We start from the raw sequence: 22,824 nt of genomic DNA, 5'->3' as shown, positions 1-22,824 counted from the left end.
AAATGAGTTATTAAGCCCTATTTGTCTTATGCTAACGATAGGAGCTTAATAAACTTCTTATAATTTTACGTTAATGCAAATTTCCTTGGAGAATCTAACAAAAATACCCGTTTAGTATATGTAAAATACTTCGTATAGAAACATTTTAATAGCCAAGCACTTCATCCACTAAAATAATCGTGGTACGACCTTCATCATCACCATTGATATACGTGAATTTTTTACCAATATTATTGATGTTATAGCGAGGTTCTTTTCCCATGCTAATGGCAAGATTATTGATACGTTCAATATTCTTAGGACTTGCCACATCATGAATACGCTTAAAGCCCTCTTCCACATTTTCAACCAGTTTATTGATTCCTGCGATAATTAACACCTTTTTAGGTCCAAAAATCTGTGCTGCGACTCGGTTTCCACTGCCATCGGCATTGACAAGCTCACCGTTTTTAGTCAGTGCGTTTGTACTCGTAATATACAAGTCAGCCAGTATTCCTTTGTGTCTACGATTGCTATTCTCTTCCATACTAATTCCAGATTCGTACTGATTAAAAAGTGTAATATCCTTACGAGAAGTAACATGATCGTACAAACCTACCTCTTTCACTGTCGTTGATCCACCCAAACCTATACTCATATGCGGTTTAATGAAACTCATCGCAACACTAAGTGCTTCCTCTTTTGTGGGAACACAAATGAGTTCAAACCCATGTTTCATGTAAATTTTTTTGAGATTTTCCATTCTACTATCCTTTGAATGCATGAAGTGCTGAAGCATTATAGAAAAAACTCTTATTTTAAACAAGGGTTAAACAAGCTATAATAATGCACTATTTAGAATATCATACAAGGAATTGACCCCTATGGGAAGAGCGTTTGAATACCGAAAAGCAGCGAAAATGAAACGATGGGGAAATATGTCACGCGTATTTCCAAGACTGGGCCGTACGATCATGATGGCGGCTAAAGAAGGCGGTGGAGACCCTGAGAGTAATGCAAAACTCCGCACAGCTATCCTCAATGCTAAAGCGGAAAATATGCCTAAAGATAACATCGATGCCGCGATTAAACGAGCGCTTGGCAAAGATGCACAGACCCTGAATGAAGTTACGTTTGAAGGCAAAGGACCGCATGGTTCACTCTTTTTTGTCGAGTGTGCAACGGACAACAATACTCGCTCAGTCGCTAACATCAAAAGTGCCTTTAAAAAAGCGGGCGGTGAGATGCTTAATAACGGCTCATTGGAGTTTATGTTCTCTCGTAAGGCTGTTTTTGAGTTTGCTAAGACTGCAAATATGGACATTGAAGAATTAGAACTTGAACTGATTGATGCAGGTCTTGAAGAGATTGAGGAAGAAGATGGCGTGGTACTTGTTTATGCTGACTACACCAATTTTGGAACACTTTCAGCCGCATTTGATCGTCTTGGAATTAGCTTAACCAAAGCAAACCTAGAGCGCATTGCAAACACACCTATCACCTTTACGGAAGAACAAATGGTTGATGTCGAAAAAATCATCGAAAAAATCGAAGATGATGACGACGTACAAGCCGTTTATACCAACATCGGATAACCTTTCCAAGGGCTTTACATGTAAAGCCCTACTCCTCCATATTTTCAAAAAAATCACGAATATCGACTTCCAATACATTGGCAATTTTACATAAGTGCTCAACATTAAATTTTTTATGCTGGATACCAAGCTCCGCCTTGGCATAAAATGCTGCTGAAGAATGTCCAATCGCCAAAGCCATCTCAAGCTGACTTTTACCTCTTTTTTCTCTCAATAGCTTTACATTATGGCGTATTTGAGCATGAATTGCTTCAGCATCATATGAATTCATGACCTTCTTGCTCTTTCTAAACAGTTCCTGACATAGGGTGACTTTTTTATGAGTTTACTTTGATAACTCTTTTGCATCAATGTCCCATGGGACATTGATGTATTTTTTGTATTGGCTTACAATACTCATAGTATTAATTTTTAATCAATTCTTATTCTATCATTGTTTAGTTATTTTGAATTTTCAAGGGAATCTCAATACAAATAGGAATTTTAACATCTTTTATAATTATTAGGTTTATTAGCAATATATAGAAGGATTTTAGTGTGAAACGTATTGATAAGAAGTCATTATATGCATTCGTTATCTTTTTAAAACTCCCTCTTTGCAAAACCACTCATTAGTATGAAAATTAAAAAAAACTCACAAAGTCCTTAATACTTACACTAAAAACTAAAAATACACTAAGCCAAAAAAGGAGTCGACTATGAGTATATCAAAACAGTTGATGGCAATATTAGCTATTGCCATTTTAGGTATTGGGGCAGTTTTTATCATAAGTATCCAGAAGATGGAGCAAGTCTACGAAAAGACAAATACATGCAATGTCAATTCATTACCTAGCGTATTAATAATGGGCAATATGCTACAGGATTTTAGCACGATGCGTGTTACGATGTGGGAGCATCTAGCGACAGAGGATAGAAATGAACAAAAAAAACTTGAAGCCAAATTCAAAGAGTATCATGCCTCTTTTGATACCTATTTTAAGAAATATGAAGTCATGCTTTCCGACGATACAGACAAAGCATTTTACAAAAAAGAACAAGAAATAATGGCTATTTATATTCCCGTGGTCGATAAAATTTTTAAACTTTCTGATGACGGAAAAAATGCTGAAGCAAAAACATCTGCTTACGATCATGGCTCAATCGTTGGTGATATGGTAAAAACACTTGAAGCGCACATGGCATATAACCAAACTTTAGCTCAAAATGATGCCAAAGAAGCAATGAGTGCCAAAAGTAGTGCAACAACCATCATGATAGGTTTATCCCTGATGGTCACGCTTGCTGTCATTGTTCTTGTCATTATCATACGCAATAACATCATGAATGGAGTCTTCCTTATTCGTGATGGCATTTCAGGCTTTGTTCAAAATAAAGAGCTTAAGTTTAGAATCAAATATGGCAAAAACAATGAGATTCAAGAGATCGTCAATAGCTTTAATAGTTTAGTCGATACCCTAGAAACCATTATTGATGATGTCAAACATTCATCGTCTGAAAATGCTTCTGTTTCTCATGAACTCTCGACCACCAGTATGCAAATTGGGCGTAATGCTGAAAACAGCACCGTGATTGTCAATAATACGATTGAAGAGATTGTCACCATTAAAAAGTTTGTCCAAGAAACGGCTATTCTCTCAGAAGAGATGAAAAAAAGTATTGAACTTGCTGGGGATAAACTGGAATCAGCGAAGAAAGAGGTCATTATGTTGAAAGACGATGTGGAACTTGCCAGTGAAGCAGAAACAACTTTAGCAGGACAATTAGAGCAAATGAGCAAAGATGCAGAACAGGTTAAAGAAATATTAACAGTCATTTCTGATATTGCTGATCAAACCAACTTACTCGCCCTCAATGCGGCGATTGAAGCGGCACGTGCGGGTGAGCATGGACGTGGTTTCGCCGTGGTTGCCGATGAAGTCCGAAAGTTGGCTGAACGCACACAGAGAAGTTTACAAGAGATTAATGCAACCATCAATATTATTGTTCAATCCATTATCGATTCCTCCGATAAGATGACCAAGAATGCTCAAAATATCAGGCGATTAGCTTCTGTTTCCACCAATGTGGAAGAGAGCATTATTAGCACAACTTCGGTTATGAACGAGAGCGTGGAATCTGTCACTATTAGTGCTAATAATTCGCATCAAATTGCAAAAGATACGGATAAAATTGTTGATCTTGTTACCAACATCAACTCCATTACCAGTGAAAATGCGAGAAGTGTTGAAGAAATCGCCTCTGCTGCGGATCATCTCTCTAAATTGGCCGAAAATCTCAATCTAAAATTAGGACAGTTTCAGTAGAATTATATTTTTTACATGTAAAGAAAGGAAAGCTTCCTTACTTTACATGTAAACGTATTGACAAATGATCGTTTGATCCTATTTGATTGCTTTCTATCTTTAATGTTTTATGAGGGATGTTTATGACAATTGATCTAAAATCAATTCCAACGGAAGCCAATGTTGGCTCAATTCTTATCATTGATCATTCACGAATGTTTTCAAAAATGCTTCAAAAAGAACTCAAAACTTTGGGTTATACAATACGACATGCGAACACGTTACACGCAGCGATAGAACTTCTCACTTTTTTATCCTTTGACTTGATTGTTTTAGATCTCACACTTCCTGATGGTGAAGGGGAGCTTATTTTACAAAATCTTCATATTTTTGAAAAACATAAGATTCTTGTTTATACGTCCGATGCTACAACCAAACAATGTGATGAGTGGGCGCATTATGGTGTTTTAGGCTATTTGTGTAAAACTTCCCCCCTTTCATTTGTGGGTCAAGAGATTGAAAGAACCATGAAAGCCCTTTTAAAAAATACAACCAACTCCATTTTAGTCATTGACGATTCACCTACAAGTGCACAGCATATTCAAGAACTTTTAGAACCGTTAAACTATCACGTAGAGATTGCATATGATAGTCCCAGTGCGCAAGAACTCCTCAACAGCACACCCTTTGATCTTATAATCCTTGATTTTTCCTCTTCAAACGCTATGGGTGAAGCCTTTTTGGTAGAGTTTCGATCTATGCCCCAAAGTATGCACATCCCTATTTTTATTCTTACAGAACAGTACAATGCGCATACGGTGAGAAAGCTTATTAAACAAGGTGCTAATGAGTTTTTTCATAAGCCTTTTATTGAAGAAGAGCTTTTACAAAAAGTCGATTATTGGATTGATTTTGGGCGAAAAACCAAAGAAAATTTCTATCAAAAAACGATTTTACAAGAGTATAAAAATGCGGTTGATCGCAGTACGATTGTCTCAAAGACCAATAAAGAAGGCATCATCACCTACGCCAATGATAAATTTTGTAAAATCTCAGGCTATCGTTATGAAGAGCTGATAGGACAACCGCATAGCATTGTGCGTCACCCAAGTGTGCCCAAAGAGACGTTTAAACAGATGTGGGACACCCTTTTAAAAGGTGAAAAGTGGGAAGGTGTGGTCAAAAATAGACGCAAAGATGGTACAGCATATTGGGTCAATGCGGTGATTAATCCCATTGTTGACCACAATGGCAACATTATTGAATTCATCAGCATTCGAACCGATATTAGCAATGTGCGTGAAATTCATGACTCTCTTCAAAATCAACTTAAAATTTCTGAAAAGAACTTTGAAGATGCGTACCATATGTCCAAACAATATGAAAATGCCATCAATAAAAGTACTATCCTGACGCGTACGGATTTGGATGGTAACATCACCTTTGCCAATGAAAATTTCTATAAAACAACCGGTTTTAAAGAAGCAGAAGTCATTGGGAAAAATCACAACATTACCCGCCATAACGATACCCCTAACGAAGTTTTTATTGATTTATGGGATACGCTTAAAAAAGGCAAAGTCTGGAAAGGCGTTTTGAAAAATCAGAAGAAAAATGGTCAAGCGTATTGGGTTTATTCAACGATATTACCGATTTTCAACAAGAACAATACCCCTTTAGAATACATGGCAATACGGCGTGATGTCAGCGAAATCATTACCTTACATGTAGAGCTTGAAGCAACGCAACAAGAGGTTATTTACTGCATGGGCGAGATTGCAGAAAGCCGCAGTAAAGAGACAGGCAATCATGTCAGGCGTGTCGCGGCCTATTCTCACCTATTAGCTCAAAAATACGGTCTTGATAAAAAAGAATCCGACCTCATCGCATCAGCTTCACCTATGCACGATATAGGAAAAGTGGGGATTCCCGATGCTATTTTACATAAACCAGGTTCTTTAAGCGACGAAGAGTGGACGGTTATGCGTACACACTCGATGATTGGCTACACCATTTTACAAAACTCTACGCGACCACTCCTTAAAGCAGCCGCGACCATTGCTAAAGAGCACCATGAAAAATACGATGGTTCAGGTTATCCCATGAATCTTAAAGGCACAGAGATTCATCTCTATGCACGCATTGTGAGTGTTGCCGATGTTTTTGATGCTCTGAGCCATGACCGTTGTTATAAAAAAGCATGGGAAGATGCGGCTATTTTTGAATTTTTTGAAAATGAGCGTGGAAAACATTTTGACCCGCAAATTGTTGATCTTTTCCTGAATGCTAAAGAGGATTTTTTAGCCATCCGCGATAGTCTTAAAGATGCTCTTACCTATGCTATCTAATTAAGAATGCTCAAGAGGCATTGACCTCTTTAAAAGACGATCATTCGAAATTCACAAAGCTTTACATGTAAAGTTTTTCGTCACTTCTGAGTAGAAGAAGCTAGTTGGATACCAAGTCCTGCAAACGTCAATGCAAACCCACGTCGTAGCCATGTTTGGACACGGTGTGACGCTATGACACGCTGGCGAAAGACGTGCGCTAAAAGTCCATAGAGAACAAATACACCAAAGGTCATTAGCATAAACACAACACTTAACACCATCATATCCAACACCGGAGATGGTGTCTCTGGTGCAATAAATTGCGGTAAAAAAGCTAAAAAGAAAATCGTTAATTTGGGATTGAGGATGTTCAGTAAAAACGCTTTAGACGCTAGCGAAAAAGCACTGGTGCGCGCTGAAATCGCCTCTGTTTCAAAACCACGTTTGTCCCTCCATGTCATAACCGCCAGATAAAACAGATACATAACACCCGCAATTTTTAGAATTTCAAATGCGAGGGCACTCGTGTGCATAATAGCCGCAAGCCCAAAAATCGTCGCTAAAAGATGCGGCACAATCCCTGCTGTACACCCAAGAGCCGCATACATACTCGCTTTTTTCCCTTGCGCTAATCCCGTGGAAATCGTAAAAAGAACGCCCGTACCAGGAATTAGCACTACAATTAAAGCGGTAATCAAAAATTCAACACTTATCATGACACGACCTTTAGAGTAAAAGAGTAGAACGATTTTATCACAGATTCGCTTTTTCATTGATCAGCTTAAACGCTAATGGCTTTGATAATGTCGAACGAACCGAACTATACTCAAGCGCTGTCAACAGTTTTTGTTCGTCTTCATATAAGAGTGATTCTCCAAACGATACACTGTATTCAAATGTTGACTGCTCAGAGTTTTCTCGATTTAAAGAAACCTGCACTTTCATCTCTTTAAGGGGAATACAAAGTTTTTCGGCATTCATTCTAAGTGACATATTCATACAACACGCCAACGCCGCTTCCAAGAGTTCATGAGGTCTAAAGCCTTGCTCTAAACCTCCTTTGTTTTTTGTCGTATCGGCGTAGGCACTCAACATACCATTGGTAAAACGTGTGAGATACTTTTCGTGTTGACTTTCACTGATCATCATCGCTTCATCCTTTTAATCCTTATCTTTACATGTAAACGTTTTTACTTGCTCAATCGCACTTCAAGACGCATCATACCTACATGCACCCTACCCTCATGATCGGGTGGGCAAAGCGCACTATACGCCTCTATCCACGCCTCAACAAATGTCTCTTTGAGCGCATGTGGCACAGGATTGATAAATGGAAACCACGCGGTTTCAAGCCAACCGCGAAATGCTTTAAGATTTTCATGTACCATATCTTTAAACACTAAATGCGCTTGATGCGTACTAAAACCTATACTGTTTAACAATGCCTCGTACGTAATGTCCGAATGAAAGGTATAAGGTGACTCAAATCTTCCGAAATATGCTGCATAGTCTGGAAGAATTTGGGTGAAGGCTTCAAACACTTTTTCGCCATTCCCCGCTCCTCCCATCTGTAAAATCGCTCTGCCCTTTGGCTTTAGCGCTTGATAGATACCTTCTAAAATGGCGTGATGGTCTTTTGCCCAGTGCAACGCGGCATTGGAAAATACCACATCAAAGCGCTCGTTAAAGCTTAGAGCTTGTGCGTCCATCTGCATAAACGTAGGCTTTGAAAAAGCCGCTTTAGCATACGCAATCATTTCGCTACTAAAGTCAATGCCAACCACTTCGCCACGGGTGCGGCGACTGAGCGTATCCGTAATCTTTCCATCACCACACCCAATATCCAAAATGGATTCATCACCCATAAGCTCCATCTTTTCAATTAACTCGTGCGCCCAAACCGCTTGCCCTTTTGAATTTGCCGCGTAGGCATCTGCTTTCCATTGTCCACTCATCATTTTCTCCTCTTTACATGTAAAGCTCAAAGCTTGCATATTTGCCTGAAGACTTTAAAAATCTCTTCTGCCGTAACTTCAATACCCTTCTCATCACAAAGCCTTTGGACTTCCAACGCAATTTCAATTTGCATGTTTTTGGTCGTCTCAATGCCGTAAAACTCCTTCAGCACATACGCCACGCCCCCTTTGCCCGATTGGGAGTTAATGCGCACCACATCGCGATAATCCCGCTTGATATCCTTGGGGTCGATCACAAGGTACGGTACGTGCCAATAACCATCTAACGCCACCTTCTGGTACTCCATACCCTTCTTTATTGCGTCCTGATGGGTACCCGAAAAAGCCGTGTAAATCATGGAGCCTACATAAGGGTGACGGGGAGGAATGCTACTGTGCGTCAATGTAATGATCTCCTGTAAAATCGTATCGATGTTGTAGATGTCTAACATCGGATCGATCCCTTGCGAGTAAAGATTGAACGCTAAGGTAATCAAGTCAACATTGCCCGCTCTCTCGCCATTGCCCAAAAGCGTTCCCTCTACTCTTTGTGCCCCTGCTAAGATCGCCATCTCGGCACTTGCTACCGCACACCCTCTGTCATTGTGCGGGTGAACGCTTAAAATAACGGAGTCGCGTTCCAACATCTGTTTGCTCATCCACTCGATTCGATCGGCATAAATGTTCGGCGTGCAGGCTTCCAAGGTGTTCGGCAAGTTAATGACCATCGGTGCATTTTTCGTGGGCATCCACTCGCTGATAACCGCATTCACCACATCGCGTGCGAACTCCAACTCGGTTTGCGAAAAGCTCTCAGGTGAATATTGAAACAACACATCACCTTTAAATTTTGCCGCCTCTTCTTTGATAATGCGTGTCCCTTCAACCGCTAAAGCGATGATCTCCGCTTTGCTTTTGTCAAACACAATTTTGCGCTGATTGTCCGCGGTCGGGTTGTAAAGGTGCATCGTTACTTTTTTAGCCCCCTTCATCGCTTCAAACGTTTTTCTGATGTGTTTTTTGATGGAAGGCATCAAAACCGCAACCCTAACATCCTCAGGAATTAAGTTCTGTTCGATCAACGTTCGACAAAAGTCAAAGTCCGTTTGCGACGCACTCGGATACGCGATCTCGATCTCTTTAAATCCCATCTCGACCAATTTTTGAAAATACGCCAATTTTTTGGTCGCATTCATCGGCTCAACCAAAGCTTGGTTGCCATCTCTTAAATCCGTACTAACCCAAATAGGCGCTCTTGTGATAACGTTACTTGACCACTCGCGGTGTGCTAAATGTACCAACGGGTACGGTTTGTATTTTTTAAAAGTTTGTTCAGTTTGCATAGAAATATCCTTAAGTGTTCAAATGAGCTATAGGCTCATACATGCCAAAATCAGGCAGAAAATCTTGTGTTAGGACAAGAAAAACAACAATGAAAATGATAAAAATTGAGCTGATTAGGTAGAGGTATCCTCAGGGCTAAAAAGCCAATTTAAAAATCAACAGTGAAAATAAATGGGGTTAAGAGTGAAGTATTAACGGAGCTTCAGGAGGAGGACGACGACGAGTGATGCGTTAGAAAATTGCGCAATGCTCTGAGGTTGGTGTATGGTTTGATGGGTGATAAAAGTTTCCATCTGTTCTCCTTTAAGAAAATTTGTAATGCGTAGTATAGCACAGAAGTTGAAAAATCGCAAAATACATTAAAAATAATTTTTATTGATACAATATTACTTGTGTGCTATTTTTGAGTGTGCTACTCTCATGCTATAAACTTGCTATAAAATTTTTAATATGAAATATAAAGGGCTTAGATTCCAGTTTAACTGGCTAAAAATGACTTAAAGTGTTACTGATTTATAACACTTCAGGCTATATGATTTCTTATAAAGGCAGCACATGTTATTAACCATCAAATCCAAAATGATATTTTTATTATTACTTTTCATCCTGAGCACAGGAAGTCTCACCTATCTTCTCATTTCAAATACAACAGGCGCTAGAAAGACGGCAACTACGATAGAAACCATTGGTGCATTGCGTTCTTTGAGTGCTACGCTTGGAACCTACGCTAGAGGTTACCAACTTAACTATGACACAAAAAATTACGATGGCTATGATCAAACGTATAAAGAAATCATAAAAACCATTGATATTTTAAAGGAAGAAGTCAAAAATCCAGTGTATGTCAAAAATCTGGATACGATCAAAGAAAGCACTGTTGCCTATCATACAGGCAATGAAACACGTTTTCGTATTATCAAAGAGCATACGTATAAAATTCATGCACCCGAATTTGTTGATTCTAAAGACGGTCAACTGCTTCAAAAGCTGAGTGAAGAAGGAGCGGGTCACTATTTTAAACTTCTAACGATGATCAAAGAATTAAGCAGAACCCTCCAAGAATCTGAATTTAAATCACTGGAAACCTCTAAAGTAATTGGCATTACTGCTTCCGTTATTTTAATGGTAGTGGTCACTTCACTCTTTTTATTTATTATCAGCAAAATTCGTCTTTCAATCCAAAAAGCATCCGATGGTTGTACCTACATCGCTCAGAATAAAGATCTCAATTATAAAATACAAACGGGTGAAAAAGATGAAATTGCACAAATGATGAACATTTTCAATGCACTGTTAGTCCAACTTGCCAAAGCGATTGATGAAGCAAAACAGAGTGCTCAAGAAAATGCCGCGGTTGCGGAAGAGCTTTCAAGCACGTCACTTCAAATTGGTCGAAGCACAGAAAATGCCGCACGTGAGATTGAAGAGACAACGCAAGAAACAGAATCGGTTGTCTCTATTTTAGAAGTAAGTTCCAATAGCTCTCAACAATCAGGTCAAGTTATTGCCACTGTTTCAAACGAACTCACCAATGCTTCAGAAGAGGTACTTGCCGTTTCAGATGAACTCAAAAACGTCGTTGTCAATCAAACAGACCTCTCTTCAAGACTGGATCATTTGGATCAAGACGTTGCGCAAGTGAGACAAGTGCTTTCCGTTATAGCCGATATTGCCGAGCAAACCAACCTTTTAGCGCTCAATGCCGCCATAGAAGCCGCCCGTGCAGGTGAACATGGTCGTGGTTTTGCGGTTGTCGCGGATGAGGTCAGAAAATTGGCAGAACGTACCCAAAAAAGCCTCGTTGAGAGTAATGCAACCGTTGCGGTCATTGTCCAATCCGTCAGCGCCGCTTCAGAAATGATGCGTAAAAGTGCAACAGAGATCCAACAGTTGGGAGATCGTGCAGAAACAACACAAACGCTGATGAGAACAACGGTTACCAATATGGATAATGCCAAAACAGGAGCGATTCAAACAGCAAGTGATGCCAATATGGGTCGTGAAAAAGCCATTCATGTCATTGAGCGCATTCGACACATCAGTTCTATTTCAAACACGAATGCTAGAAGTGTTGAAGAAATTGCCGCAGCGGCAGAGCACCTTGCAAAACTCTCCGAAGAGCTAAACCTTTCTCTCGCTCAATTTAAAACGATTTAAGAGCGTTTCTGTTTTCCCCTCAAAGAGAGCTTTACATGTAAAACTCTCTTAGGGTGAAATTACGCTTTGAAAAGCTGATAGATCGAGCTAAAGTCTTCATCACCATAGCCGCTCATCTTCGCTTTGCAAAAAAGCTCTTTGGTAACACTTGCGGTGTACAGTGGACGATTCAAACTGTACGCCAAGTCTTGCAGACAATGCAAATCTTTCGTGATGGCAGCGGTGCTAAAATGCGGACTAAAGTCTTCATCGATGAGCTTTTGCGTTTTTGCTGCCAACACCAGTGACTTTCCGCCACCTGCTCCTAAAATGTCCAACAACTCTTTTTTATCAATGCCACACGCTTCTCCAAGCGCCGTACACTCAGCAATCGTCGCCATGAAAGAACCCAAACAAAGGTTATTGATGAGTTTCATCTTTGCTGCAAACCCTGCCTCTTTGAGATGGAAAATGGTAGAAGCAAATTTTGCAAGTAACGGTTTACATGTAAGATAAACACTCTCATTCCCCGCGCACACAGCCGTGAGTTCACCTTTGCTTGCTGGCACAACACTGCCAAGCACTGGGCATTCAAGGTAATTGCCCCCGTGTTTTTCAACCATGGCATGAAATTCAAGGACATCGTTAAAATGATTGGTTGTAAGGTCGATGATGGTTTTGCCTTGAAGATTGGCGCTTAAAAGTCCATTTTCCATTGTAAGCACATCACGAACACCCACTGAGTCAAACAGACACATCAGCACCATGTCACACTTCTCCAAGAGTGCTTTGGGTGAACTTTCACACACAAAGCCTTTGGCCTCTGCTTTGGATTTTGTACGATTCCAAACAATGACCTCTTCGCCCATGCTCATTAAGCGTTTTGCGATGGCTGAGCCTAAATTTCCAAGTCCTATAAAACCGATTGCCATGTTCATTCCTTGTGGTAATTTTTAGAATTATAGTCTAAATTAGACAAATTATCTTTAAATGAGTGTTATAATTTACGGATGAAAAAAGAACTCAAACCTTATGTCGCACTTTGCGATGCCATCGGCAAACTGTTTTACCCCAATGTTGAAGTCGTCATGCACGATTTGGAAGCCAAAAAGCTCGTTCACATCGTCAATGCTTTTTCCAAACGTCGCGTGGGTGATGCGATGATTAGTGAACTAAAAGACTTAAATAGCATCAAAGAAAACTGGGTTGGACCGTACGATAAAACCAGCAGTGAAGGTAAACGCCTCAAAGCCGTCAGCATCATCGTACGAGACGTCGATGAAAAACCCATCGGGATGATCTGCATTAACTACAACACAGAGCCCATTGCATCGCTGTTTGAATCCCTCAAAGGCTTTTTACATGTAAACGACTCCGCACCCAAACCTTCCGTACTTTTTTCCCAAAGTTGGAGAGAACACACCGATGAGACGATAGAAAAATATTTAAGTACCAAAAACATCGCCCTATCAGGTCTTTCGAGTGAGGATAAAAAAGAGTTGGTGGTTTTCTTAGAAAGTGAAGGCATCTTCGCTATTCGCAATGTTGTGGGGTATATCTGCTCGGTTTTAAATGTCTCGAAGGCTACGATTTATAACTGGTTGAAAGCGGTGAGAGGTTAAACCGCTTTGATTTTTTCTTCTATCCATTCGCAATACTCAGCATAACCTTTGGCATTATAATGAATAGATGATGGATTCATAAAACCGTGTAAATACTCTGTTTTTACACAGGTGATATTCTCTTGTTTCGCAAGTTCAGTTATTACATCGTCCACATCAAAATGTTTCTCAAGTGTGGGGAAAATAAGTGTACACGGCACACGCGGTTTTGCATCTAAAAAATGGCGAATCTGCGAAGAGTAAAATCCAAAAAAACTTTTTACATTTGCACTTTTTCGCCCAGCAAGTACGTTCCAAAATGCTGAAGCTCCCATGCTAAATCCAATTAAAATTAGCGTTTCATTAGCATGTGCATCGAGTGCTTTCATGCACATTTTGGCATAATTTTCAAGCCCACACAATCGGTTAAATGCCTCATACGCTTCATCTTCATTTTGAAAATCCGTTTGCTTTGCATCGTAAGGATCAATGATATGCACTGCTTCACAGATAAACTCTAAACGGTATTTGAACGCTTCAGTGGCTTTTGTATAACCAAAAATGTCGGTAGCTATGAGAATATGCGGCATTTATCATCCCAACTTCCAAATCTTAAACCGTCTGTTTTTAATAGTCGTCGCACTTAGTCCTTCAAAGGCCTTATCAGCATATTCCCTTGCTATGGCAACGTAAGAAAACTTCTCTAAAATGTCGATTTTTCCAATGACGCTTGCTTCCAATCCTAGGTCTTTGGTCAGCGTTCCTAGTATATCGCCTGCACGCATTTTATGCTTTTTGCCTGCGTCGATGCAAAGTGTGATGTAGAGGGCTTTTTTGGGCTTTGAGAGGGTTGGATTTAGGTCGCTGATGGCTTTACATGTAAAGGCAAAATTGGACTCTTTAAGTTCTTCAAAGAAGCCCTCTTCTCTTGGCGTGACAAAGCTTACCGCCATGCCTTCTTTTTCCATACGTCCTGTTCGACCGATGCGATGCGTGTAGATTTCCATCGTTTGAGGGAGTTCGTAGTTGATGACCATTTCGACATCTTTGACGTCCAGCCCGCGTGAGGCAAGATCGGTCGCTACGAGGATTTGGGCACTGCCGTTGGCAAAGAGAAGCAGGTGCTCGTCACGGTCGATCTGCTCTAAATCACCATGCAAAGAAAGCGCATCAAAGCCTTCATCTAAGAGATAGCCTTGAAGCTCAGCCACACCCACTTTGGTTTTGCAAAAGATGATGACCGACTTAGCGTCACTTTCGAGTAAAACACCTTTGAGTGCCGCTTCTTTTTCGCGTGGCTCGACGGTGTAGCATACTTGCGTGATGTTCGGTGACGTAGTGGCTTCTTCTTCGATGCTTACATGTAAAGCGTCATTTTGCACTTCATTGCACATGCGCTCGATCTCTTTAGGGAATGTTGCGGAAAAAAGCAAGGTTTGTCGCTTTTGTGGCATTTGAGCAATGATCTTCTCGATGTCTTCGTAAAAACCCATGTCGAGCATGCGATCCGCTTCATCGAGAACGAGCGTTTTGATCTGCTCAAAGTTGATGGTTTTCTCTTGCAAATGCTGCAATAGTCGCCCCGGAGTTCCAACCACGATGTGCGCGCCATGTTCTAGGTTGATGCACTGTGGCACAAAACGCGCACCACCGCATAGGGTGACGATCTTGATGTTATGGGCAAATCTGGCAAGTCGTCTTAGCTCTGCGCTGACTTGTTCAGCAAGCTCACGTGTGGGGCAAAGTACAACCGATTGGATGCGCATAGAGTTTACATGTAACGCCATCAAAAGCGGTATTCCAAACGCTGCTGTTTTTCCACTGCCTGTTTTGGCTTTGGCAACAAGGTCTTTACCCTCAAGCGCTAAAGGGATGCATGCTTTTTGGATCGGTGTCATGGACACATAGCCCAAATCATTGAGATTTTGGAGCATTTTAGGCTCAGTAATAAACGCGTTAAACATGGAAACCTTTGCATAATTTTAAATAAAATTTATTCTTTCTAAGATGTCAAATCGTAGCATAATTTTAGCCTGTATACTCTTTCAACAACAAAAAAGTTATTTCATTTGGTATAATCTATTCTTTTAAAAAATTTATACTTTTTTTACCGTTCCTAAAAGGTGAAAAAGGTTCTATAAAAGGGTCCTATGCAACGTTATCCTAACTTTAAAAGTTCTATTGCGTCTCGTCTTTTTGGTGTTTTTGCATCCAAAGAGTTTCCAAGTCCAATACAACGCATCATCAATCAAACCTATGTATCCATAATGAAGGTTGATCTGATGGAATTTGAAGAAGCTACTGCTTACAAAAGTTTAAATAAGCTATTTACCCGAAAGTTTAAAACCAGACGTCTTTTTAATATCAATAAAGAAACCGTCATCTCCCCATGCGATAGCCTTATCAGTGCTTTTGGAATCATAGAAAATGCGTTAGCCCTTCAAATTAAAGGTTTTAGCTACAACATAAAAAAATTGTTGGGTGATTACATTTCAAAACAGGAGAAAGACCGCTTAGAGGGTGGTGCTTATGTTAATTTTTATCTCTCTCCTCGTGATTACCACCGTTACCATGCTCCAATAGATATGCGTGTTACAAAAGCGTTACATATTCCGGGTAAACTGTATCCTGTCAATTTTTGTTGGTTAAAAAAAGTACAGGGATTGTTTCTTGAAAATGAGCGTGTTGTGTTAGAATGTTATACGAAAGAAAACACCCTTTTTTACATGGTCTTTGTTGGTGCTTTAAATGTTGGAAAAATAACATTTACATTTGATAAAACCATCCAAACCAATGCTAAAGAAAGCCTTCAGCAATGCTATCTTTATGACGATCTTTTCATTTCAAAAGGCGATGAACTTGGTCATTTTGAAATGGGTTCAACCATTGTTATGCTTTTTGAAAAAGAATCTATCAATCTCGAACTTGGTGGTATCACACACGTCCAATTTGGGCAACCTATAGGAGGATTAATCAATGGAATTCATGCAAACAGCGCCTCTCAAACAGTCGAGTCAAGAGATGACGCTTCTTTACATTGAAGACAACGCCCACGATAGAGAGGCTGCAACAAACCTTTTTTCAGAGTTTTTTAGCAAAATAATCGTAGGTGTCGATGGAGAAAATGGTGTCCATTTATATGAACGCTACCACGATACTATCGATCTTGTTATAACCAACATTACGATGCCTCGCATGAACGGCATTCAGATGATTCAGAGTATACGAAAGGTTAATCCTGAAGTTGCAATTATTGTCCTTTCTTCACAGGATGAGGCACATGATTTCACTCAAACCATCGAAATAGGTGTCGATGGATACCTGCTCAAACCTCTGCATCAAACACAACTGACACAAACACTCAACCGTGTTCTTGAAAAACTGCATTTACGCTATGAAAACAAGAAAAATTCACTTTTACTCAAACAGTACGAAAACATTACCAACGTCAGTTCAATCATCTCTAAAACCGATCCTAAGGGTGTTATCACTTTTGTCAATGATAAATTTTGTCAAATTTCAGGGTACACCAAAGAAGAGCTTCTTGGTAAATCGCATAACGTCATTCGTCATCCCGATATGCCCAAAGCTGCTTTTCGAGACCTTTGGAAAACGATTAAAGATGAGAAACAAACATGGCAAGGCATTGTCAAAAACCGCGCAAAAAACGGTGATACGTACTATGATAAAACAACTGTCCAGCCCATTTTAAACCCAGAGGGTGAGGTTGAAGAGTACATCTCTTTACGCCATGATATTACTGCTATCATGAGCGATAAAAAACAGCTTTTTGATTTTTTGGAAGCGAACCGTCTTTCCGTTCTCATTTTAGTGCAAATTGAAGACTATCCCATTTTGGAAAAGTTTTACGACAAAGCCAGTGTCGGTAAAATCGAAGATACATTTGGCAGAGCTATGCTCTATCTGATGCCCAATCGTTGGGGATTTCAGCGCGTTTACAATCTTGAAAATGGTCTTTATGCCTTTGCCATCGATAGGCGAAGTTGCCGCGCTAATAAAGAAGAGATCCACGAAGTGTTAGAGCAGTTTCTTCTCAATGTCAAAGAGCACATCGTCAAGATCGATTCTATCGAATATGATATTTCCGTTATTTGCAGTTTTACCTATGGTATTTTTAAAGTTTTTGAAGACGCTAAAATCGGTATCGACCATGCGATTCAAAATAAACAATCTATCGTCTATGCCGATGGACTCTCAGGTATTGAGTATGACAATGCTCTGAAAAATATAGAGACCATTCATATGATCAAAACAGCGATTGATACAGGTAAAATCATCTCTTATTTTCAACCTATCATCAACAATACAACCCAAAAAATTGAAAAATATGAGTCTTTAGTGCGCCTTATTACCGAAGATGGGCAGCTTTTAACACCTGCGTACTTTTTAGAAACCGCCAAAAAAGGGCGTTACTATACTAAAATTACTAAAATCGTCTTAGACAATTCATTTGCAGCACTCTACAAAATACCCGAAGCTTCTATTTCTATCAATCTTTCCATGCATGACATTGAACGTGAAGAGATCACCCAGTACATTTTAACCCTTCTTCATCAACACCACACAGAAGCACATCGCATTATTTTCGAGCTATTAGAGAGCGAAGATATCAAAGATTTTTTAATGATTAAGAAATTCATTCAAACGGTTAAAGCCCAAGGAGTCAAAATTGCGATTGATGACTTTGGTACAGGTTACTCAAATTTTGAGCGATTGCTCTCTTATGAGCCTGATATCCTGAAAATTGATGGAAGCATCATTAAAAATATTCAACACAACGAACTCAATCAACACATTGTTGAGACAATGGTTCTTTTTGCAAAAAAACAGCATCTCACGACGGTCGCTGAATTTGTTGAAAATGAAGCAATTTATGAGATTGTGCGTGAAATGGGCATTGATTATTCACAAGGATATTACTTCGGAAGACCAGAGATGTTTTAAAAGACTCTTTTACATGTAAGCTTTACATGTAAAAGAGTTGATCGATTCTAGAACTTATACACCGCACTAAATCTAAATTCATCTTTATCTTTAGCCCCTGCATAATCGCGATTTTCTTTATCGTACATCGCTAAGAAATTAAGCCCTTTTAGAGCACCATCAAAGGCATAATTACCTGTCAACGAAATATAGGATGCTTTGCCATACGAGAGGTCATCATCGTCAGTTACCGTATACGCAACATTTAGCGTCGTGGTTGGGCTAAACGCATAACCGAGCCCTATAGCATACGCTTCCGTATTGGCAGGATAGCTACTAGAAAGTATGATCGTACCCGTGTAAGCAAGATCGGCACCCCAACCAATACCAGGTGTGACGGTTGCGTCTTTACTCACATTGGTGTAGGCCACATATCCACTCACTGCTCCGTATCCTAGGCTTGCTTTGAGTCCGTACAAGTCAGAGCTTTTCGTACCCGTGATCTCTTTGTCGTTGTAATAGTATTGCGCGCTCAAGCCATAGGTAAACGCATTCACGGCAACACTGTACGCTGCTTCAGCATACGCCATGGATCCTTTAGTGTTAATGTCTTCAGCATACGCTGCGGTTAAGGTCAAGCCTGTAATGGATTTATTCACCGCGACAAGGGTATACGCGCCATCTTCTAAAAGAGGGGAAGTACCGTAAGGGTTGCTATAGGTCGTAAATTTGCCGACGTTTCCAGCCCCATCGGTTTGCGCTTGAAACTTTTGAACGTAGGCTGCGGTTAATGTGGTATTAGGAAGATCGGTATTGACGATGCTTGCACCCTCAAAGGACTCTTTGATGATACGGTTGCCTAATGAGGCGATGAGAGGTGTATCTAAGAACATTCGACCCACTTGAACGGTGGTTTTACCCGCATGGTAAGCGAGATATGCTTCTGAAAGCTGTGCGCCAGAGCCGTACTCATCCCAACCAAATTGTTGTTTTGCATTGGAACTCGCAAAGGGAGCATTATTGGATTGTCCTGTTAAGCCAAGGCTAAAGCCATTCAAAGAGCCTGTTTTATAATTGAGCATAACACCCATATTAAAAATTGAATCACTCGGAATGGAAGGATTTCGATCGCGATCCCAGTAAAATGCTTTTAACTCACCACTTATTTTACCCTCTTTAAAGGCATCAGCCAACGTATCTGCACCAAAAGAACAGGTACTAAGTCCTGCAACACAAAGAGCTGCCAAGCTAAGATTTGCCAATTTCATCCGTTTCTCCTTTGTAGTAAAAACACTTTACATGTAAAGTATTTATGACGTTAATTTATGCCAAAAATGATGCGCTATTTTCAAGCAAAACCGCATCCAGACAGACCCATAAACGCATCTGCCTATAACCTTTAATATGCCCGTTGTTTTAATAATTAATTTGAAGCTTCAAGGAAAATTTTAAATAAAAAAAAGAGCAAAATAATCGCAGGAAAAAAGAGTTTTATTGACGAAAAAAATTAGTAGATTTTTTGCAAAATTAAATTTAGAAGAAGTAAAAGCACCCAAGGTGCGTGGGCATTCTGCCGAAGAAAACACAGTGTTAGCGTAGCTTTTAGAGCTTGGCTTTAAAAGCGTGTTTAGAGTTCTGTAAGAACTCTAATGAGAAAACGAAGTAAAAAGAGGTGGATTACTCCACCTCCTTCCAAATTTGAACTTTCCACAGATACGCTATTAGGGTAAAAATAGCCATAAATCCAATGAGCTTTAAGCCTAAGCTTTCACGCTCAGCTTTTTTACGATCTCCCACACTTTCCATGTAAGCGATCACTTGCTCTTGAGACGCTTCGGTCAGACCCACACGAGGCATGGCAATGCCTTCAACCATCTTCAGTGGCTCGTTGATAAACGTGTTTAAATACTCTGCTTTTTTAGAACGAATCATCATCGACACATCAGGAGCAACGGCTCCAAGATAGTTTTGAATAGACAGCGTAGGCGTTTGCGCTTTAAGTCCATCATATTTCATACTATGGCATCTGCCACATGCCTCTTCAAACACCATTTTGTTGGAAGCTTTGGTAGCGACAATATTGCCTAGATACGCCACCACATCAGCGATCTCTTGCTCACTTAAAAAAGCAAAACTGGGCATCGCGTAAGGCTTTGCATCGCCAAATTTATGCGAAAGTTTGGTCGCATTCACAGGGTCTTTTAAAAAGCCTGCAAGGTAATTTTTATCGTAAATGACGCCAGCATGACTGAGATCCGGTGGTACAACACCATAGGCACTTGCAGCCTCTTCAAAACTCATAGGCGCTTCAAGTCCTAAACTTTTGATGCTATGACACGCGATGCAATTGGCTTCGACAAGGGCTTTGCCATTGTCAATATTTCCGTTTACATGTAAAGGTTCCATGTCTTTAAAACTAAAGTCAGCAGGGGCGACATGTGGGTGCATTTGTGAATGTGCATAAGGCTCCACACCCCAATAGGTCACAGCGGTAAAGAAAATCACAATGGCTAAAATTTTGATCTCTCTCATTGGGCATCTCCTTTGGCTTCATGTTTCGTAATAAATGGCAGGGCGATAAACAGTCCTAAAAAAATAATAGCAGCCACAAAACCAACCCACGCATTTATGCCTGTGGGAGGAAGCTTACCATAGACGGTAAGGACGATCATATCGCACACCAAAAGCCAGAACCAGTATTTAAAGATAGGTCGTTTGTGCGCAGGAGCCGTGTTCATCGGATTGCGATCTAAAAAAGGCAAAATCATAAAGACGATGTTAGCGATCACAAAAGCAACCAAACCAATATTCATTGCCGCAATGCCACCAATGTCAAAGAAAAAACCTCGAAGCACTTCATAGTTCCATAAAAAGTACCACTCAGGGTAGATATGTGCAGGCGTTTTCATTGAATTGGCTGGCTCAAAGTTGATCGGATCCATCGCAAAATCAAAGTGATAACACGCAAGGAAAAAGAAAAATGTCATAAAAAAGCCAACCACAAAGAAGTCTTTTGAGAGAAAAACAGGCCAGAATGGCACGACTTTAGACTCTTTTTTGCGCCCTTCTAGAAACTTTTTTGACTCATTATCAAAGTCAAACTCAGCAGAATCTTGATTATTCACATGCGGGAAGCGAAGCGAGTAAAAATGCACCGCAATCACCATGATAATGACCAAAGGCAAAAGTACCACATGAAGCATAAAAAAACGTGTCAACGTTGCATCCGCCACCACATAATCACCGCGTATCCAAATGACGACATCATCCCCAATGACGGGAATACCGCTAAACAGATTGGTAATGACTTGCGCCGCCCAGTAGCTCATCTGCCCCCATGGAAGCATATACCCACTAAACGCTTCGGCGGAAAACGCAATAAACAGCACCATGCCCGTAATCCAAATCATCTCACGCCCTTTTTTGTACGAACCATAGTAAATACCCGTAAAAAGGTGAATGTAAATAATAAGAAACGTCGCAGACGCTGCAACACCGTGCATATGGCGCCACAACCAACCGTATTCTACTTCTTGCATGATCGTATAGTTCACGCTATCAAACGCTAAGTTGATGTCTGGTTTATAGTACATCAATAACAAAAGACCTGTGACTAACAATACACCAAATAAAACGACCAAAACCACACCCATTGCCCAAAGGAAATTGATGTTTTTAGGAATCCAGTACTCAGTCATCATCACGCGCATAAATGCTTTCACTGCTAAGCGTTGGTCAAGCCAGTCCATAAAGCCTTCGCTTTTTCGTATTTCTGCCATACCCTACTCCTACGCTTTTTTCGCGGTTAATTTTTTGTACTCTTCGCCTTCCTCGCCTAAGACAAGTGTTTCACCGGCAATTTTAAAGGGAGGAATATCCAAAGGACGCGGTGGTGGTCCAAACGTGTTCATGCCACTCGCATCAAAAACGCCACCATGACAGGCACAGACAAAACTTTTCTTTTTCGCATCATATGAAGGAATACAACCAAGATGGGTACACAAACCAATGACGAGAGTAAAGACTTTCTCGCCAATGATCACATCACGGCTTGCATTTTTAGGGGTGTCTGCGCTTTTGCGTAATACAAAGATGGGCTTTCCACGCCAAGCAAAACTGCGTGCTTCACCCTCTTCTATCGTGGAAATATCCACCGTAACAAAACCCGCCGATTGAACACTCGGGAGTGGATCCCAACTCTTTTTCATCGCACCCAATGCACAGACACCGCCCACTGTGGTAACGCCTGCGAGTGCCATGCCAATAAAATCACGTCTTTTTTGACAAGTTTCCATCGTAAAGACCGCTATTTTTTTGTAATAAAAGAGGCGATCTCTTCAATCTGAGCATCACTGAGTGGTGCCACTTGGACTTTCATCAACGCTTTTTGGTCTTTTCCATAACTGCCATCTTTATAGCCCTTCATAGCAGCGATAAAATCTACTTTGCTCATATCTTTAATGATAAGACTTTTGTTTAAAGCGGATTTCTCACCCGCAGCACCATGACACGCGACACATTTGGTGTACAATGGGGTTGCTTGTGCACTTATACCACAGAGTAATGTAGCCACTACGATTGATTTAGTTAATGTTTTCATTTGATACTCCTTAATAATTTTGAAATGAATGATATTAAAAAAAAATGGCAAAAAA

The 22,824-nt window shown here is 40.3% G+C and carries 21 protein-coding genes; 7 read left to right on the top strand and 14 right to left on the bottom strand.

The window, feature by feature from the left end; translation table 11 throughout:
- Positions 1–145: 145 nt before the first annotated feature.
- Positions 146–742, bottom strand: a complete 597-nt coding sequence (locus SJPD1_RS04560) for a lactate utilization protein (RefSeq protein WP_096046168.1) — start codon at positions 740–742, stop codon at positions 146–148.
- A gap of 121 nt (positions 743–863) precedes the next feature.
- On the opposite strand from SJPD1_RS04560, the gene SJPD1_RS04555 reads away from it, so the two are divergent.
- Positions 864–1,574: a YebC/PmpR family DNA-binding transcriptional regulator gene (locus SJPD1_RS04555; RefSeq protein ID WP_096046167.1), complete on the top strand. Its 711-nt coding sequence runs from the start codon at positions 864–866 to the stop codon at positions 1,572–1,574.
- A gap of 28 nt (positions 1,575–1,602) precedes the next feature.
- Here the strand turns inward: SJPD1_RS04555 and SJPD1_RS04550 are convergent, their stop codons facing one another.
- Positions 1,603–1,845, bottom strand: coding sequence for a helix-turn-helix domain-containing protein (locus tag SJPD1_RS04550; protein ID WP_096046166.1), 243 nt, complete (start codon positions 1,843–1,845; stop codon positions 1,603–1,605).
- Between the two features lie 427 nt (positions 1,846–2,272).
- Here SJPD1_RS04550 and SJPD1_RS04545 point away from each other — a divergent pair, with 427 nt between their 5' ends.
- Positions 2,273–3,880, top strand: a complete 1,608-nt coding sequence (locus SJPD1_RS04545; protein WP_096046165.1) for a methyl-accepting chemotaxis protein — start codon at positions 2,273–2,275, stop codon at positions 3,878–3,880.
- A gap of 122 nt (positions 3,881–4,002) precedes the next feature.
- Positions 4,003–6,207 carry a PAS domain S-box protein gene (locus SJPD1_RS04540; RefSeq protein ID WP_096046164.1) on the top strand — a complete coding sequence of 735 codons (2,205 nt, stop codon included), beginning with the start codon at positions 4,003–4,005 and terminating at the stop codon, positions 6,205–6,207.
- An 80-nt stretch (positions 6,208–6,287) separates the two neighbouring features.
- On the opposite strand, the gene SJPD1_RS04535 is transcribed toward SJPD1_RS04540, so the two are convergent.
- The 4 genes from SJPD1_RS04535 to SJPD1_RS04520 are packed head-to-tail and all read right to left on the bottom strand — an operon-like array spanning position 6,288 to position 9,487.
- The gene (locus SJPD1_RS04535; protein WP_226372244.1) at positions 6,288–6,962 is read right to left on the bottom strand and encodes a LysE family translocator; all 675 of its coding nucleotides are present in this window, start codon (positions 6,960–6,962) and stop codon (positions 6,288–6,290) included.
- The gene (locus SJPD1_RS04530) at positions 6,943–7,338 is read right to left on the bottom strand and encodes an OsmC family protein (RefSeq protein ID WP_096046163.1); all 396 of its coding nucleotides are present in this window, start codon (positions 7,336–7,338) and stop codon (positions 6,943–6,945) included. The genes SJPD1_RS04535 and SJPD1_RS04530 overlap by 20 nt, the downstream gene beginning before the upstream one ends.
- Positions 7,339–7,379: 41 nt before the next feature.
- The gene (locus SJPD1_RS04525) at positions 7,380–8,144 is read right to left on the bottom strand and encodes a class I SAM-dependent methyltransferase (RefSeq protein WP_168171318.1); all 765 of its coding nucleotides are present in this window, start codon (positions 8,142–8,144) and stop codon (positions 7,380–7,382) included.
- A gap of 26 nt (positions 8,145–8,170) precedes the next feature.
- A complete protein-coding gene (locus tag SJPD1_RS04520; RefSeq protein ID WP_096046161.1) occupies positions 8,171–9,487 on the bottom strand; it encodes a 2-isopropylmalate synthase in 1,317 nt (438 codons plus the stop codon).
- Between the two features lie 556 nt (positions 9,488–10,043).
- Between SJPD1_RS04520 and SJPD1_RS04515 the strand changes: the two genes are divergently transcribed.
- The gene (locus tag SJPD1_RS04515) at positions 10,044–11,645 is read left to right on the top strand and encodes a methyl-accepting chemotaxis protein (RefSeq protein WP_096046160.1); all 1,602 of its coding nucleotides are present in this window, start codon (positions 10,044–10,046) and stop codon (positions 11,643–11,645) included.
- 59 nt (positions 11,646–11,704) lie between these two features.
- On the opposite strand, the gene SJPD1_RS04510 is transcribed toward SJPD1_RS04515, so the two are convergent.
- Entirely contained in the window at positions 11,705–12,556 is an 852-nt protein-coding gene (locus tag SJPD1_RS04510) for an NAD(P)-dependent oxidoreductase (protein ID WP_096046159.1), read from the bottom strand.
- Positions 12,557–12,634: 78 nt separating this feature from the next.
- Here SJPD1_RS04510 and SJPD1_RS04505 point away from each other — a divergent pair, with 78 nt between their 5' ends.
- Positions 12,635–13,246, top strand: coding sequence for a helix-turn-helix transcriptional regulator (locus SJPD1_RS04505; protein WP_096046158.1), 612 nt, complete (start codon positions 12,635–12,637; stop codon positions 13,244–13,246).
- Here the strand turns inward: SJPD1_RS04505 and SJPD1_RS04500 are convergent.
- Together SJPD1_RS04500 and dbpA are read right to left on the bottom strand one after the other, a co-directional pair.
- On the bottom strand, positions 13,243–13,815 hold the full coding sequence (locus SJPD1_RS04500; protein ID WP_096046157.1) for a dienelactone hydrolase family protein: 573 nt from the start codon (positions 13,813–13,815) through the stop codon (positions 13,243–13,245). The two genes, SJPD1_RS04505 and SJPD1_RS04500, sit on opposite strands and share 4 nt — an antisense overlap.
- A gap of 3 nt (positions 13,816–13,818) precedes the next feature.
- Positions 13,819–15,189, bottom strand: a complete 1,371-nt coding sequence (gene dbpA / locus SJPD1_RS04495) for an ATP-dependent RNA helicase DbpA (RefSeq protein ID WP_096046156.1) — start codon at positions 15,187–15,189, stop codon at positions 13,819–13,821.
- 186 nt (positions 15,190–15,375) lie between these two features.
- Between dbpA and SJPD1_RS04490 the strand changes: the two genes are divergently transcribed.
- Entirely contained in the window at positions 15,376–16,266 is an 891-nt protein-coding gene (locus SJPD1_RS04490; RefSeq protein ID WP_096046155.1) for a phosphatidylserine decarboxylase, read from the top strand.
- The gene (locus SJPD1_RS04485; protein ID WP_226372243.1) at positions 16,202–18,190 is read left to right on the top strand and encodes an EAL domain-containing protein; all 1,989 of its coding nucleotides are present in this window, start codon (positions 16,202–16,204) and stop codon (positions 18,188–18,190) included. The genes SJPD1_RS04490 and SJPD1_RS04485 overlap by 65 nt, the downstream gene beginning before the upstream one ends.
- Positions 18,191–18,237: 47 nt before the next feature.
- Here SJPD1_RS04485 and SJPD1_RS04480 read toward each other — a convergent pair whose 3' ends face one another.
- From SJPD1_RS04480 to SJPD1_RS04460, 5 genes are all read right to left on the bottom strand, one after another.
- Positions 18,238–19,437 carry an OprD family outer membrane porin gene (locus tag SJPD1_RS04480; RefSeq protein ID WP_096046154.1) on the bottom strand — a complete coding sequence of 400 codons (1,200 nt, stop codon included), beginning with the start codon at positions 19,435–19,437 and terminating at the stop codon, positions 18,238–18,240.
- A 409-nt stretch (positions 19,438–19,846) separates the two neighbouring features.
- Positions 19,847–20,701 carry a c-type cytochrome gene (locus SJPD1_RS04475; protein ID WP_096046153.1) on the bottom strand — a complete coding sequence of 285 codons (855 nt, stop codon included), beginning with the start codon at positions 20,699–20,701 and terminating at the stop codon, positions 19,847–19,849.
- Entirely contained in the window at positions 20,698–21,948 is a 1,251-nt protein-coding gene (locus tag SJPD1_RS04470) for a cytochrome b (RefSeq protein ID WP_096046152.1), read from the bottom strand. The genes SJPD1_RS04475 and SJPD1_RS04470 overlap by 4 nt, the downstream gene beginning before the upstream one ends.
- 9 nt (positions 21,949–21,957) lie before the next feature.
- A complete protein-coding gene (locus SJPD1_RS04465) occupies positions 21,958–22,464 on the bottom strand; it encodes a Rieske 2Fe-2S domain-containing protein (protein WP_096046151.1) in 507 nt (168 codons plus the stop codon).
- A gap of 11 nt (positions 22,465–22,475) precedes the next feature.
- Positions 22,476–22,769 carry a c-type cytochrome gene (locus SJPD1_RS04460; RefSeq protein ID WP_096046150.1) on the bottom strand — a complete coding sequence of 98 codons (294 nt, stop codon included), beginning with the start codon at positions 22,767–22,769 and terminating at the stop codon, positions 22,476–22,478.
- Between the last annotated feature and the right edge of the window lie 55 nt (positions 22,770–22,824).

Source organism: Sulfurospirillum diekertiae (genome assembly GCF_002309535.1).
Lineage (GTDB): Bacteria > Campylobacterota > Campylobacteria > Campylobacterales > Sulfurospirillaceae > Sulfurospirillum > Sulfurospirillum diekertiae.
Note: the sequence above shows the minus strand (reverse complement) of the source record. Positions and strands in the feature narration are given on the sequence as shown.